Origin of the sequence: Pseudoflavonifractor sp. HCP28S3_F10, from assembly GCF_052065415.1 — a bacterium.
In the GTDB taxonomy this organism is placed as follows: domain Bacteria; phylum Bacillota; class Clostridia; order Oscillospirales; family Oscillospiraceae; genus Pseudoflavonifractor_A.
This window is the reverse complement of record NZ_JBQHUB010000023.1, coordinates 1-13,772: the sequence shown is the minus strand read 5'-3', so window position 1 is coordinate 13,772 and position 13,772 is coordinate 1. Positions and strand designations below refer to the sequence as shown.

Annotated in this window: 12 protein-coding genes and 1 pseudogene; 9 read left to right on the top strand and 4 right to left on the bottom strand. The window is 62.6% G+C overall.

All coding sequences use genetic code 11. The features are described 5' to 3' along the window. The first annotated feature begins 50 nt into the window (after nucleotides 1-50). The 6 genes from ACTNBZ_RS10160 to ACTNBZ_RS10135 all read left to right on the top strand — a co-directional run bounded on the left by ACTNBZ_RS10160 (nucleotide 51) and on the right by ACTNBZ_RS10135 (nucleotide 6,451). Nucleotides 51-1,049 (top strand): LacI family DNA-binding transcriptional regulator, encoded by a 999-nt coding sequence (locus tag ACTNBZ_RS10160; RefSeq protein WP_441209604.1) that lies wholly within the window; start codon nucleotides 51-53, stop codon nucleotides 1,047-1,049. 202 nt (nucleotides 1,050-1,251) lie between these two features. Further along, complete coding sequence (gene rpsO / locus ACTNBZ_RS10155) at nucleotides 1,252-1,518, top strand: 30S ribosomal protein S15 (RefSeq protein WP_441209602.1); 267 nt, start codon at nucleotides 1,252-1,254, stop codon at nucleotides 1,516-1,518. Nucleotides 1,519-1,707: 189 nt separating this feature from the next. Next, entirely contained in the window at nucleotides 1,708-3,858 is a 2,151-nt protein-coding gene (locus ACTNBZ_RS10150; protein ID WP_441209600.1) for a polyribonucleotide nucleotidyltransferase, read from the top strand. Nucleotides 3,859-4,168: 310 nt separating this feature from the next. Beyond that, the gene (locus tag ACTNBZ_RS10145) at nucleotides 4,169-4,330 is read left to right on the top strand and encodes a helix-turn-helix domain-containing protein (RefSeq protein ID WP_441209654.1); all 162 of its coding nucleotides are present in this window, start codon (nucleotides 4,169-4,171) and stop codon (nucleotides 4,328-4,330) included. Between the two features lie 416 nt (nucleotides 4,331-4,746). Further along, nucleotides 4,747-5,958, top strand: a complete 1,212-nt coding sequence (locus ACTNBZ_RS10140; RefSeq protein ID WP_441209599.1) for an NADP-dependent isocitrate dehydrogenase — start codon at nucleotides 4,747-4,749, stop codon at nucleotides 5,956-5,958. Nucleotides 5,959-5,992: 34 nt separating this feature from the next. Beyond that, nucleotides 5,993-6,451 (top strand): DIP1984 family protein, encoded by a 459-nt coding sequence (locus tag ACTNBZ_RS10135; protein ID WP_441209597.1) that lies wholly within the window; start codon nucleotides 5,993-5,995, stop codon nucleotides 6,449-6,451. A 230-nt stretch (nucleotides 6,452-6,681) separates the two neighbouring features. Here the strand turns inward: ACTNBZ_RS10135 and ACTNBZ_RS10130 are convergent, their stop codons facing one another. Next, nucleotides 6,682-7,425, bottom strand: a complete 744-nt coding sequence (locus ACTNBZ_RS10130; RefSeq protein WP_441209595.1) for a ferritin family protein — start codon at nucleotides 7,423-7,425, stop codon at nucleotides 6,682-6,684. Between the two features lie 208 nt (nucleotides 7,426-7,633). Between ACTNBZ_RS10130 and ACTNBZ_RS10125 the strand changes: the two genes are divergently transcribed. Genes ACTNBZ_RS10125 through ACTNBZ_RS10115 form a run of 3 tightly spaced genes read left to right on the top strand, consistent with a single transcriptional unit; the run spans nucleotide 7,634 to nucleotide 9,729 of the window. Further along, complete coding sequence (locus ACTNBZ_RS10125) at nucleotides 7,634-8,371, top strand: ABC transporter ATP-binding protein (RefSeq protein WP_441209593.1); 738 nt, start codon at nucleotides 7,634-7,636, stop codon at nucleotides 8,369-8,371. Nucleotides 8,372-8,375: 4 nt separating this feature from the next. Beyond that, nucleotides 8,376-9,296, top strand: a complete 921-nt coding sequence (locus tag ACTNBZ_RS10120; RefSeq protein ID WP_441209652.1) for a SufB/SufD family protein — start codon at nucleotides 8,376-8,378, stop codon at nucleotides 9,294-9,296. Beyond that, nucleotides 9,280-9,729: a PaaI family thioesterase gene (locus tag ACTNBZ_RS10115; protein ID WP_441209591.1), complete on the top strand. Its 450-nt coding sequence runs from the start codon at nucleotides 9,280-9,282 to the stop codon at nucleotides 9,727-9,729. The genes ACTNBZ_RS10120 and ACTNBZ_RS10115 overlap by 17 nt, the downstream gene beginning before the upstream one ends. A 52-nt stretch (nucleotides 9,730-9,781) precedes the next feature. Here the strand turns inward: ACTNBZ_RS10115 and ACTNBZ_RS10110 are convergent, their stop codons facing one another. The 3 genes and pseudogenes from ACTNBZ_RS10110 to ACTNBZ_RS10100 form a co-directional block, all read right to left on the bottom strand. Continuing rightward, nucleotides 9,782-10,192, bottom strand: coding sequence for a hypothetical protein (locus ACTNBZ_RS10110; RefSeq protein ID WP_441209589.1), 411 nt, complete (start codon nucleotides 10,190-10,192; stop codon nucleotides 9,782-9,784). A 132-nt stretch (nucleotides 10,193-10,324) separates the two neighbouring features. Beyond that, nucleotides 10,325-13,321, bottom strand: coding sequence for a putative selenate reductase subunit YgfK (gene ygfK / locus ACTNBZ_RS10105; RefSeq protein WP_441209587.1), 2,997 nt, complete (start codon nucleotides 13,319-13,321; stop codon nucleotides 10,325-10,327). A 262-nt stretch (nucleotides 13,322-13,583) separates the two neighbouring features. Next, a pseudogene (locus ACTNBZ_RS10100) lies at nucleotides 13,584-13,772 on the bottom strand (hypothetical protein); the annotation flags it as partial.

Genomic DNA, 13,772 nt, shown 5'->3' with positions numbered 1-13,772 from the left:
AGCCACTGGCGGCATATGGAAACAAACGATTGCAGAGAGGAGCGGGGATTATGGCTACTTTAAAGGATGTGGCACGGCTGGCCTGCGTGGATGTGAGCACCGTGTCCCGGGCGCTGAACAACACCTCCTATGTCCATCCGGATACCAAGGCGCGGGTCTATGCCGCAGCCAAGGAACTGGGATATCACCCCAACGTGATGGCTCAGGCCCTGCGGCAGGGAAAACGGCACACCATCGGCGTGGTGGTGCCGCGGCTCCATCTGGCTATCTTTTCGGAGATCCTCCAGGGGATAGAGGAGGAGGCCCGGAACCTGGGCTATGCCATGCTTATCTGCGTGACCGAGGACGACCCGAAGGTGGAGAAGGAGTGCCTCAACCGCCTGCGCAACGGGTTCGTGGACGGGATCATCATTGCGGCCACCGGCAAAAACGGACGGCTCCTGCGGGATATCCAGGCCGGGGGGATCGCGGTGGTACAGCTCATCCGGCGCCAGGAGCCGCGGATGAGCAGCATCGTGGCCGATTACGAGGCCCTGGGCTATGACGGGGTGAAGTACCTGTATAACAAGGGCTGCCGGGAGATGGGCATCATCACCGGAGGGCTCCACCTGGGGTCCTACAAGGGCCGCTACGACGGCTACCGCAGGGCCATCCGGGAGCTGGGACTGGAGGAGAACGTCAGCCAGTGCGATGTCTGGCCGGCGAACAGCTTTGAGTACGGCTACGAGTGCGCCAGAGCGCTGCTGGACGACAACGGCGCCCTGGACGGCATCATCGTGTCGGTGGACATCCAGGGCCTGGGGGCCATCCGGGCCCTGAGCGAGCGGGGGATCCGCATCCCGGAGCAGGTGCGGGTCATCTGCCTGACCGGCCACTCGGTGGGGGCTATGCTGGAGACCTCCATGACCTCCCTGGAGCTGCCCGCCCATGAGATGGGCATCAAGGCGGCCCGGATGGTGATCGAGGAGATCGAGGCCCCGTCCGGCCAAAAGCCGGCGCCCCAGCACCTGACTCTGGCCGCCACCCTTGCCGAACGGGAGAGTACCTGAGGGGGGAAGAGAAAAAGTCCCGAAAAAGGCCGGTTGGACGTGATTTTTTCCTTTACAGCCTGGATAAACTATGATATAGTAAAACAGCACGTGAGTGCACAGCCCGTGACCTGGTTCAGGGAGATCCGCCCGCCTCCGCGCGGGGTTTCACCCGCCCTCTACTCAGTCACCGGGCAGATATGAATGAAAGGTGGAGTTTTCCATGATCCGTAAGGACGAAAAGACGGCCGTTATCGAGGCCAACCGCACCCATGAGACCGACACCGGTTCTCCCGAGGTCCAGATCGCGATCCTCACCGCCCGTATCAACGAGCTGACCGAGCACCTGCGTGTGCACATCCACGACAACCACAGCCGCCGCGGCCTGTACAAGATGATCGGCCGCCGCCGCAAGCTGCTGGACTACCTGGCCAAGAAGGACATCGAGCGTTACCGCGCCATCATCGCCAAGCTGGGCATCCGCAAGTAATATTGTTGAATAGGGTGGTGTGGGTTTCCGCACCACCCTTTCTTCCGATCTGACAAAGTACCATCAACGCATACCGGAGTCAGAATGCTTTTTTAGCAGTTGAATGCATGCCCGGCGGCCGGGCCGGACCTGGATTCAAGTGCTAAAAAGCGGCCGGGCTCCGGGTGACGACAAAAAGGAGGACAAAACATGTCAACCGTCATCAAGCACAGAGAGTTCCCCGGCTACAAGACCTATTCCATGGACCTGGCGGGCCGCCCCCTGGTCATCGAGATCGGCAAGGTGGCCGAGCTGGCCAACGCCGCCTGTATGGTGAAGTACGGCGAGACCACCGTCATGGTGGCCGTCACCGCCTCCGCCCGTCCCCGGGACGGCGTGGATTTCTTCCCCCTGAGCGTGGACTTTGAGGAGAAGCTGTACGCCGTGGGCCGCATCCCCGGCTCCTTCATGCGCCGCGAGGGCCGTCCCTCCCTGCCCGCCGTGCTGGCCAGCCGCCTCATCGACCGGCCCATCCGTCCCCTGTTCCCCTACGACTTCCGCAACGATGTGTGCGTGACCTGCACCGTCATGAGCGTGGATTACGACTGCTCCCCCGAGGTGGCCGCCATGATCGGCACCTCCGTGTGCCTCTCCTATTCCGACATTCCCTGGGCCGGCCCCATCGGCTGCCTGGAGGTGGGCTACTGCGACGGCCAGATCGTCTTTAACCCCAACCAGGAGCAGCGCAAGACCAGCCAGATGGACGTGACTGTGGCCGCCACTGAGGGCAAGGTGGTCATGATCGAGGCCGGCGCCAAGGAGATTCCCGACGAGATCATGTACGAGGGCATCGTCTCCGCCCATGAGGAGATCAAGAAGCAGGTGGCCCTCATCAATCAGATCGTGGCCGAGATCGGCAAGCCCAAGATGGAGTACGAGCACGCCGACTTCGACCAGGAGCTCTTCGACAAGATCGTGGAGGCCACCATGGACGAGGCCAAGGCGGCCATGGATACCGACGACAAGAACGTCCGCGAGACCCGCTGGAACGCCCTTATTGACCACTGGCATGAGCTCTTCCTGGCCGACTATCCCGAGATGGACAAGTACCTGGAGGAGATCACCTACAAGTTCCAGAAGAAGATCGTCAAGGCCTGGCTGCTGGAGGGCCACCGTGTGGATGGCCGCGCCAAGAACGAGATCCGTCCCCTTGCCGCCGAGGTGGGTGTGCTGCCCCGGGTCCACGGCTCCGGCCTCTTCACCCGCGGCCAGACCCAGGTCCTGTCCGTGGCTACCCTGAACACCCTCTCCGCCGCCCAGAAGCTGGATACCATCTGGGAGGAGACCGAGAAGCGGTATATGCACCACTACAACTTCCCCTCCTACTCCGTGGGCGAGGCCCGGGGCTCCCGGTCCACCAACCGCCGGGAGTACGGCCACGGCGCTCTGGCCGAGCGGGCCCTGGAGCCCGTGATCCCCAGCGTGGAGGAGTTCCCCTATGCCATCCGCGTGGTGTCTGAGGTCCTCTCTTCCAACGGCTCCACCTCCCAGGGCTCCATCTGCGGCTCCACCCTGGCGCTGATGGACGCCGGCGTGCCCATCAAGGCCCCGGTGGCCGGCATCTCCTGCGGCCTGATCCAGGATGATGACGGCGGCTTCACCACCTTCATCGACATCCAGGGCGTGGAGGACTTCCACGGCGAGATGGACTTCAAGGTGGCCGGCACCAAGAAGGGCATCACCGCCATCCAGATGGACCTGAAGAACGACGGCCTGTCCCACGCCATCATCAAGGAGGCGCTGGAGATCACCCGTGACGCCCGCTTTGCCATCCTGGACGAGATCATGCTGCCCTGCATCGCCGAGCCCCGGCCCGAGGTGGCTCCCACCGCCCCCAAGATGGTGAAGATGAAGATCGACGTGGACAAGATCCGCGAGGTCATCGGCTCCGGCGGCAAGGTCATCCAGAAGATCTGTGCCGACACCGGCGCCAAGATCGACATCGAGGACGACGGCACCATCTATATCGCCGGCGAGAACGCCGAGAGCTGCGACGCCGCCAAGAAGATCATCGAGACCATCGTCTTTGTGCCCGAGGTGGGCCAGCTGTACTACGGCAAGGTGGTCCGCATCCTGCAGTTCGGCGCCTTCGTGGAGCTGGCTCCCGGCAAGGACGGCATGGTCCACATCTCCAAGCTGGCCGACCGCCGGGTGGAGAAGGTGGAGGATGTGGTCAACATCGGCGACATGATCTGGGTCAAGGTCACCGACATCGACGAGAAGGGCCGCGTGAACCTCTCCTACAAGGATGCCCTCAAGGAGATCAAGGCCAAGAAGGCCGCCGGCGAGAGCGTGAAGTAATCCACCACGCCGGTTTACAATGTGGAAAACGTCCCGCCCCGGATATCCGGGGCGGGACGTTTGGCGTATAGCGGCCGCAGTGCAGCGAGGCAGGTTCGGAAAAGTGGCCTCCATCGGATAGCGGGACAGGGTCCCCTGTAAAAATGCCTGAGCGAATTCCATTCAAAGCACCTCTAAAGAATGGTTTAGAACAAAACGTTCAAAAATATAGATAGAACAATTTGTTCTATCTATAATGGTCATGGTGAGTTGAATTGAAATATGAGCGTATACGGGCCTTAAGAGAAGATCATGATCTGACACAGAAAAACTGGGAGAGGTCCTCAGCATTCACCAGCGGACCTATGCCTACTATGAAAGCGGGCAGCGCATGGTGCCGCCGGAGGTGCTGTGCGGACTGGCGGACTTTTACGGCGTGAGCGTGGATTACCTGCTGGGACGCACCCGGCGGACGCAGCCCTATCCGGATTGAGCAGATCTGCATGAAAAATGTGGGTCTGCTTTTTGATTTTGCCGCTTTTCCACTGTAACAGAGTAAATCTGAAGATTGCAAAACAGGCCGGCTCCCATTATAATAATGTCTACTGAATAAACCACTTTGCGGTTTATTCGCGCGGCGGCGGCCGCGCAATTCCATAAAAACGGCTCAAAGGAGCCGTTTTTATGAAATTCAGCCATTGTTACAATGCGTATTTCCACTGGAGCACCGCGGCGCTCCAGTGGAAGGTGCAAGGTTTTTGGACAATTTAGTCCAAAAACCTTGCACTTGAACAAAGCTAATGAGCCTTGAAAGCCTTGGCTTTCAAGGCTTGCGGCTTTGTTCAGTACGCATTATAATAGACAGGAAACGAACAAGACGGCGGGAGACCGCCTTTGGAGGTGCTTTCCATGGCAAAGATCGAAATGAGAACTCCCCTGGTGGAGATGGACGGCGACGAGATGACCCGCATCCTGTGGAAGGATATCAAGGACATCCTGCTCACCCCCTACGTTGACCTCAAGACCGAGTACTATGACCTGGGCCTGCCCGAGCGGGACCGGACCGGCGACCAGGTGACGGTGGACGCCGCCGAGGCCACCAGGAAGTACGGCGTGGCGGTGAAATGCGCCACCATCACCCCCAACGCTCAGCGGATGGAGGAGTACAAGCTCCATGAGATGTGGAAGTCCCCCAACGGCACCATCCGGGCTATCCTGGACGGCACGGTGTTCCGCGCTCCCATCATGGTGAAGGGCATCTCCCCGGTGGTGAAGAACTGGAAAAAACCCATCACCATCGCCCGTCACGCCTACGGCGACGTGTACAAGGCCACCGAGTACCGGGTCCCCGGCCCCGGCCGGGCCGAGCTGGTGTTCCATGGCGAGGACGGCGCCGAGCTGTGCCAGACCATCTATGACTTTGAGTGCGCCGGCGTGCTCCAGGGCCAGTACAACAAGGACAGCTCCATCTACTCCTTCGCCCGCTCCTGCTTCCAGTATGCGCTGGATACCCGGCAGGATCTGTGGTTCTCCACCAAGGACACCATCTCCAAAAAGTACGACCACACCTTCAAGGACATCTTCCAGGACGTGTATGACAACGAGTACAGGGAGCGGTTCGAGGCCATCGGCCTGACCTATTTCTACACCCTCATCGACGATGCGGTGGCCCGGGTCATCCGGTCGGAGGGCGGCTACATCTGGGCCTGCAAGAACTACGACGGCGACGTGATGAGCGACATGGTCTCCACTGCCTTCGGCTCTCTGGCTATGATGACCTCCGTGCTGGTCTCCCCCGACGGAAAGTACGAGTACGAGGCCGCTCACGGCACCGTCACCCGCCACTACTACAAGTACCTCAAGGGCGAGAGCACTTCCACCAACCCGGTGGCCACCATCTTCGCCTGGAGCGGCGCACTGCGCAAGCGGGGCGAGCTGGACTGCCTGGCCGACCTGCGGAACTTTGCCGACAAGCTGGAGGCGGCCACCATCGCCGTCATCGAGGGCGGCACCATGACCAAGGACCTGGCCGGCCTGTGGGAGGGGGAGACTCCCGCCAACGCCGTGGACAGCCGGGAGTTCCTGAAGGCCATCGCCGCCGAGCTGGACAAGCGGCTGTAACGGCCCGGCGGACCGGACAGAGAGGAGGCAGACAATGAAGCTGGCAGAGGCACTGCTGCTGCGCACGGAGCAGCAGCAGAAACTGGAGCTGCTGGAGGGGCGCATCCGCGCCAACCTGAAGGTGCAGGAGGGGGACACGCCCCATGAGGACCCGGAGGCTCTGCTCCGGGAGGCCATGGAGGTCAACGAGTCCCTCTGTGCCCTGGTGCAGCGGATCAACCGGACCAATCACATCCTGCAGCTGGAGGACGGGACTACCCTGGCGGACGCCCTGGCCCGGCGGGAGATGCTGCGCAAAAAGCGGCTGCTGCTCTCCAACCTGGCCGGAGAGGCCCAGCAGCGGGATTACCGCCTGACCCACAGCGAGGTGAAGATGCGCCTGACGCTGGATCTGGCGGCCCTTCAAAAAGAGATCGACGCCCTTTCCAGGCAGTTCCGGGAGCTGGATACCAGGATCCAGGGAGTGAACTGGACCTGCGACCTGGCGGAATAAAACAGCCAGAAGGTAGCTCCGGCGGCGGGAGCGGACGCGCCCCTTTTTATGGAGGGCGGAGGGCAGCCCGGCAGTTCGAACCTGCGATGACAGAGAAAGCCCGAGACCCTTACATGTGACCGCTGACCCATGACAAATCACTACCATGCGTCGGCCTGCGCCGGAGCGAGGGCGGGAATGGGGAATATCTGAACGGAAAAGGCGCAGCCCGGATAGGGCTGCGCCTTTTGTCACATCTCCTCCAGCAGCTCCCGCAGAAGCTGGGCATGGCGGGCCTCGTCGGCGGCCAGCTCGGTGTAGAGGGCGGTCAGAGCGGGGTCGGAGCTCTCAGTGGCGGCGGCCAGATAGGCGGCCGCGCCCTGCTGCTCTCCGGCAAAGCGCTGCCGCAGGGCGGCGGGCCATGCGCCCTGGGGGGGCGCCGTCATATGCTCCACCGGCCAGTACCGTATCCCGGAAATGAGAAAATAGGCGGCGGAGAGCCGTTTTCCGTGGCGGCGTTCGTCGGCTGCGATGGAGGCCAGAACGCGGTTGCCGCCGGCGGGGCAGCGGCGTGAGAGGGCCATGTAAGTACGCCAGTCGGAGAGCTCGTGGTCGATGAATTCCTGAAGCGCACTGCCGTACATGGCGGAGGAGCGGCCCAGGCAGGGCACGTCGTGCTCGTCTGGACGGACCGGGGAGACATGGCGGGGCGCCGGCGCGGGAGAAAAAGCCCGCGGCGGTTCGGGCAGGGGACAGGAGAGGGGCGTCGGGACCTCTTCAGCCGGGACGGGCAGCATTTCTTCAGCGGGCTCTGCTCCGGCCGCAGGTTCCGCCGGAGCGGAGCCCGGCGCCTCCTGCTGCTGTCCGGTGGGGAGCGGCTCTACCATAATAGGACAGTCGGGCCGGTCCTGGGGCATGACCCGGCGCCAGACCTGGGAAAAAACCTCCGGATCCACATTGCCGGAGCCGGAAGGAGCGGATGGCATCTGCGTCATAAGGGTACCTCCTGATTTCATCAGACTTCAGTTCATCCTATGCGCATAGAAGAAAAATGCCCCGAAAGTATCCTGTTTTCCCGGAATGGGCGGGAATACTTGTACAAACCATAAAACAGTGATATAATATTTGCCAACTGTATGAACGGGGCGTCTCCGCCGCGGCGGGAGCTCCGGGAAATCAACGCACACGAAGGAGCATCAGCATATGCTGGAGATCAAAGGCCTGAAATACCAGGTGCCGGACGAGTCCGGGGATGAGCTTGGTATTCTCAACGACGTATCCCTCAAGGTCGAGGACAATAAACTGGTGGTCATCACAGGCCCCAACGGCGGCGGCAAGACCACTCTGGCCAAGGCCATCATGGGTCTGGTCACCCCCACCGCCGGTTCCATCCTGTGGAACGGGCAGGATATCACGGGAATGAACATCACCGAGCGGGCCCGGCTGGGCATCAGCTACGGCTTTCAGCAGCCGCCCCGGTTCAAGGGCCTGCGGGTGAAGGACCTGCTCTGCCTGGCCTCCGGTCGGGAGAAGCTGGAGACCGAGGAGGCCTGCCAATATCTGACCAAGGTGGGCCTGTGTGCCTACGACTATATCGACCGGGAGGTAGATGCCTCCCTCTCCGGCGGCGAGGTCAAGCGCATCGAGATCGCCACCATTCTGGCCCGGAAGAGCGGCCTGATGATCTTTGACGAGCCGGAGGCCGGCATCGACCTGTGGTCCTTTGCCAAGCTCACTGAGACCTTCCAGGCCATCCACGCCAAAAGCGAGGCCACCCTTCTCATCATCTCCCACCAGGAGCGGATCATCAACCTGGCGGACGAGATCGTTCTGGTGGAGAACGGCCGGGTGGCCCAGCACGGCCCCAAGGACGAGATCTTCCCCACGATCCTGGCGCGGACCGCGGCGGGATGCAGCTATCTGGGCGGGGAGGTAAAATAACATGATGGACAAGACAGACTGGAAGCTCCTCAAGGAGATTGCGGACCTGGAAAAGGTCCCCCAGGGGGCCTATAACATCCGCCTCAACGGCCAGATGGACTCCCGTTCCACCACGGCCAACATCGACATCACCACCAAGACCGATGGAAAGTCCGGCATCGACATCCGGGTCAAGCCGGGCACCAAGAAGGAGTCGGTCCATATCCCGGTCATCATCCATGCCACCGGGTTTTCCGAGCTGGTGTACAACGACTTCTTCATCGGCGAGGACTGCGACATCGACATTGTGGCCGGCTGCGGCATCCACAACACCGGCTGCGAGACTGCCCAGCACGACGGCCTGCACACCTTCTATATCGGCAAAAACTCCAGGGTGCGCTATGTGGAGCGCCACTACGGCGAGGGCGAGGGTACCGGTGAGCGGATCTTCAACCCCCAGACCGTGGTCTACCTGGAGGAGGGGGCCTCCATCCAGATGGAGACCACCCAGATCCGGGGCGTGGACTCCACCAAGCGGGACACCAAGATCGTGGTAGGCAAAAACGGCGAGGCGGTCATCACCGAAAAGCTGCTGACCCACGGGAAGCAGACCGCCGAGTCCGACATGGAGATCATTCTGGACGGCGAGGGGGCCAGCGGCCGGGTCATCTCCCGCTCTGTGGCCCAGGACGAGTCCAGGCAGGTGTTTTATCCCAAGATGACGGGCAACGCCAGGTGCTTCGGCCATGTGCAGTGCGACTCCATCATCATGGGCAAGGCCCGCATCTCCTCCATCCCGGCCATCGTGGCCAACGATGTGGACGCCCAGCTGGTCCACGAGGCGGCCATCGGCCGCATCGCCGGCGACCAGCTCCTGAAGCTGATGACGCTGGGCCTTACCGAGCAGGAGGCCGAGGAGAAGATCCTGGATGGATTCCTGCAGTGACCTGACGGCGTGGGCCGCTCGCAACCGGTTCGCCGCGTATAACGGCATCCGGGTCACCCGGGTGGGGCCCGACGGGGCCGAGGGGGAGCTCACCGTGACCGAAGAGAGCCTGAATCCCATGGGACTGGTCCACGGGGGCTGCCTGGCTGCCCTGGCGGATACCGTGTGCGGGACGGCAGTGGCCGCCCGGGGCCGGGTGGGCGTTACCATGGACTGCCGGATGGACTATCTCCGGCCTGCCTCCGGCAAAACGATCAAATGCGCGGCAGTACCCCGAAAGGTGGGCAGGACGGTGGCGGTCTACAGCGCCGAGCTCACCGACGACGGGGGAAAGACAGTGGCCATCGGCACCTTCAGCTTCTATCTGACCGGTCAGACCCTCCCCCGCTTTGAGGGACGGATGGACCGCACCGCCCGGGGCGAAAAGTGTTGAATCGAGATCAAAGAGCGGCGTCCTTTTGGACGCCGCTCTTTTCACGCCTGTTTCAGTCCTCAATGTCGGCGGCACCGATCTGGCGGCTGTTCAGAGCAAAGAGCCGCACCAGGGCGGCCAGCAGCACCAGCAGGGCGGCCAGCGCCTCCTGGTCCAGCGCCCGGAGAAGGCACGGGTCGTCATCCGGGGCAGCCGCCAGCCGCGCCTGAAGAGCCAGAACGAAGAAAAACCCCAGGCTCCCCAGCGTCAGGGCCCCGACCAGCCAGCGCAGGGGCAGCAGGTCGGGGGGAGAGGCCTCCCGTCCGGCCCGCGCCTCCAGCAGGGCGTGCCGCTGGGCCCAGAGCACCCGAAGGGAGAAGAGAACGGCGCACAGGATCAGAGCCAGGAAGAAAATGGACTGCTGCACGGCGGTGAGGGCGTTCCCTCTGGTATCCTCCGCCGGCTGCGAGACGGCAGTATCCATCATTTCACCCCCTGGATATCCTATGCGCCGGCAGGAAGAGCGTGCGGAGAAAAAGACCGGAGCCCCCGTCCGGAAGGCGTCCGAACGGGGGCTCCGGCCAGAAAAACAGGCAGGAAAGGGTATCGGTATCGCTTACTTCAGCAGATAGCTGTAGTTGGCGTAAACCGCGCAGATGAGCTTGCGGAGGTCCTCATACAGGCCGCAGGAGGGATCAGAGACGTCATAATCCTTCACCTGACCGGCCAGGCGGACCCGGGTCAGGCTGTCGTGAAGCTGGAGGAAGCCCTCGTTTTCGCTGTTGTTGAAATCCTCCACGCTCCAGAAGAGGGTGAACTTATCCTTGTACGGGCGGCTGTCGTAGGGACAGAAGGTGGCGCAGTTGCCGCACTCGTTGCACATGCCGTCCACGTGGACGATCTGACGCATCCGCTTGCCGGGGACCCACACCGCCACATTGGCACGGTTGGGGCAGACCTCGGTACAGGTCTCGCAGACGGTGGCGCAGCCCAGACAGCGGGAGTCCTCGCAGGAGGAGCAGTCCTCACAGAGCACGCCCCGCTTGCCCAGCGGCTTCTGATAGTCGGCGTTGACGTTCTTCTCCACATACTTCTCGGTGTCGAAAGCCTGGATGGCCCTGGCGGCCTTGGCGGCGCCGGCGATGGCCTCCACCACGGTGCCGGGCCCCTTCTGGCCGTCGCCGATGACAAAGACGTTCTGCACGCTGGACTCCAGAGTCTCCGCGTTGACCACGGCCCTGCCCCGGTTATCCACAGACAGACCGTTGGCGGTGTAGAGGGCGGTGTCCACCTTCTCGCCCACGGCGGTGATGACGGTGCAGGCGGGGACCTCCACCACCCGGCCGGTGTCCACGGGAGAGCGGCGGCCGCTGGCGTCGGGAGCGCCCAGCTCCATCCCGTGGCAGGTGAGGACGCCGTCCTTCACGCCCACGGGGGAGAGCAGCTCACGGAACTCCACGCCGTCGGCCAGAGCCAGCTCCAGCTCCTCCTGGTCGGCGGGCATATAGCGCCTGGTGCGGCGGTAGACCAGAGAGACCTTTTTCACGCCGGGGATGCGCTTGGCGGCCCGGGCGGCGTCCATAGCGGTGTTGCCGCCGCCGATGACCACCACGTTTTCGCCCAGACTGAGGGACTCGGGGGCCTTCTTGGCCTGCTCCAGGAACTCGATGACGTTCATCTCCTCGCCGTACTCCAGACCGGCGCTGCCCTTGCTCCAGGCGCCGGTGGCGAAGATGACGTGGGTATAGCCCTGATCGAAGAGCTCCTGGGCGCTCTTGATCTCGCTGTTGAGCACCACCTTGGCGCCCATGGCCTCCATGAGCTTCACGTCGTTGTCGATGGCGGCGTGGGAAATGCGGAACTCGGGGATGACATGGCGCACGATGCCGCCCAGGGAATCCTTGCGCTCAAAGACGGTCACGTCCACACCGGAGCGGCCCAGGAAGTAGGCTGCGGACATGCCGGCGGGGCCGCCGCCGATGACGGCCACCTTCTTGCCGGAGACGGGGGCGCCGGGCTTCAGCCTGGGCAGCAGGGCGTCAAAGCCGCCCTCGGCCGCCTTGAGCTTCTGGCCGCGGATGTAGACGCTCTCCTCATAGGCGTTGCGCATGCACTTGTCCTGGCAGCGGTGGGAGCAGATGGTGCCGGTGATGAAGGGCAGGGCGTTGCGGTGGGTGATGACCTCCAGGGCCTCCTCATACTTGCCCGCATTGACCAGCATCAGATAGGCCGGGATATCCTGATGGATGGGACAGCCCTGACGGCAGGGGGCGGTGAAGCAGTCGATGAGGGGGACCTTCTCCTCCAGCTTGCGGCTGGGGATGGGCTTCATGGGCTTCTGATAGTGGCAGTCGGCAAAGAGCCGGGCCAGCAGGGCATCCACTTTGGCCACGTCCACCCCGGCAAAGGCACCGCTCTCGGTCACGTCGAACTGGCCGGCGATCTGGGCCAGACGGTTGTAGCCGCCGGACTTGAGCATGGTGGTGGCCATGGTGACAGGCCAGATGCCGCAGTCCACCAGGTCCTTGATATTGTGGTAGTCGGCGCCGCCGGAGTAGGAGATGCGCAGCTTTCCGTCAAAGGCGTGGGAGAGCTTGCTCGCCAGAGACAATGTCAGGGGGTACAGGGAGCGGCCCGACATGTACATCTCCTCGCTGGGCAGCTCGCCGGCGGCCACGTCCACAGGGAAGGTGTTGGTCAGCTTGACGCCGAACTCCAGGCCCTTCCGGGCGCACAGCTCCATCAGGCGGCCCAGCATGGGCAGGGCGTCCTCCATCTGCAGGTCCTCGCGGAAGTGGTGGTCGTCAAACTGGATGTAATCAAAGCCCAGGGCATCCAGCGTCTTGCGGGCGAAGTCGTAGCCCAGCAGGGTGGGGTTGCACTTGATGAAGGTGTTGAAGCCCTTGTTCTGAATCAGATGGTTGGCGATGCGCTCGATCTCGTCAGGGGGGCAGCCGTGCAGGGTGGAGATGGTCACCGACTCGCTGACCTTGGGGGAGATGGCCTTCACATAGTCCGCGTCCATGTTCTGGAACCGGTCCAGGTTGGCCAGCGTCCAGTCCATGCACTCCTGCCACACGGGGGTGCCCCGGGCATCCCGCATCTCATTAAGGTATTTGTCGATCTTCCCGGACTGGATACCGGCCAGATCATAGCCCACGCTCATGTTGAACACGAAGCCGTCCGGGTCGCCCAGGCCGAACTCCCGGGCCAGGAGTTTCATGGCGAACCAGGCCTTCACATACTCGGCATAGGCCTGGGGGACGTAGAGCTCGGTGGACCACTCGCAGTTGTAGCACTCGTCCGCGGCGGTGATGCAGGGCTTGGCCACGCACTTGGACAGTTCATCGCCGTCCATGATCTGCACGGTCTTGACCTCGAAGAACCGGCTGCCGCCGGCGTAGGCGGCGATCAGGTTCTGGGCCAGCTGGGTGTGGGGGCCGGCGGCGGGGCCGAAGGGGGACTCGATCTTCTCCCGGAAAATAGGACGGCCGTGGCCGCTCTCATGGCGGACAATCTGGGATACGCCGAAAATGGTGCCCTGGTTCTCATGCTCGGTGAGGATCCAGTTCATCAGATTTCCGAAGGGAATGGGACGCATGATATCGCTCATAAGTAAGACCTCCCGGTTTTGTTTCATCATTTCTCCAAACGGATATGTTCGCTTTACCTGTAAGGGAGGCGGGGCGCATGGATTATCGCAGCCGCTTGCCCGGGTGGGACCTCCCTGGGGGATTCCAAAGGGGGGTATCCCCCCTTTGGCCCTTTTGTCCAGCCCTTTTCGGGAAAAGGGCTGGCGCCGTCCGCGGAGGACGCCCGCGCGGCGAGCGCACACCCCGACGGGAAACAAAATCTAATAAGTGCAGTGGTTGAGTTCACCCCAGAGCTTCTTGGACTGCTCCATGCACCAGGCGTTGATGCGCCTTCCCCGGCCGGCGTGGCCGTGCGGGGGCCCCATATGCTTTGATCTGCGCGGGGCAAATGAATTGCCCCGGCATCAAGGTTTTGCCGTTGGCAAAACACTTGGAGAGGACCGCATCAACGCTGCTTTGCGCATTTAATAA

What these genes read in the sequence shown, in the direction of transcription:
- ACTNBZ_RS10115 (WP_441209591.1), top strand. Translation starts at nt 9,280, where the DNA reads ATGGATTCCTGCAGTGACCTGACGGCGTGGGCCGCTCGCAACCGGTTC.
- ACTNBZ_RS10140 (WP_441209599.1), top strand. Translation starts at nt 4,747, where the DNA reads ATGGCAAAGATCGAAATGAGAACTCCCCTGGTGGAGATGGACGGCGAC.
- rpsO (WP_441209602.1), top strand. Translation starts at nt 1,252, where the DNA reads ATGATCCGTAAGGACGAAAAGACGGCCGTTATCGAGGCCAACCGCACC.
- ACTNBZ_RS10135 (WP_441209597.1), top strand. Translation starts at nt 5,993, where the DNA reads ATGAAGCTGGCAGAGGCACTGCTGCTGCGCACGGAGCAGCAGCAGAAA.
- ACTNBZ_RS10110 (WP_441209589.1), bottom strand. Translation starts at nt 10,192, where the DNA reads ATGGATACTGCCGTCTCGCAGCCGGCGGAGGATACCAGAGGGAACGCC.
- ACTNBZ_RS10150 (WP_441209600.1), top strand. Translation starts at nt 1,708, where the DNA reads ATGTCAACCGTCATCAAGCACAGAGAGTTCCCCGGCTACAAGACCTAT.
- ygfK (WP_441209587.1), bottom strand. Translation starts at nt 13,321, where the DNA reads ATGAGCGATATCATGCGTCCCATTCCCTTCGGAAATCTGATGAACTGG.
- ACTNBZ_RS10160 (WP_441209604.1), top strand. Translation starts at nt 51, where the DNA reads ATGGCTACTTTAAAGGATGTGGCACGGCTGGCCTGCGTGGATGTGAGC.
- ACTNBZ_RS10120 (WP_441209652.1), top strand. Translation starts at nt 8,376, where the DNA reads ATGGACAAGACAGACTGGAAGCTCCTCAAGGAGATTGCGGACCTGGAA.
- ACTNBZ_RS10125 (WP_441209593.1), top strand. Translation starts at nt 7,634, where the DNA reads ATGCTGGAGATCAAAGGCCTGAAATACCAGGTGCCGGACGAGTCCGGG.
- ACTNBZ_RS10130 (WP_441209595.1), bottom strand. Translation starts at nt 7,425, where the DNA reads ATGACGCAGATGCCATCCGCTCCTTCCGGCTCCGGCAATGTGGATCCG.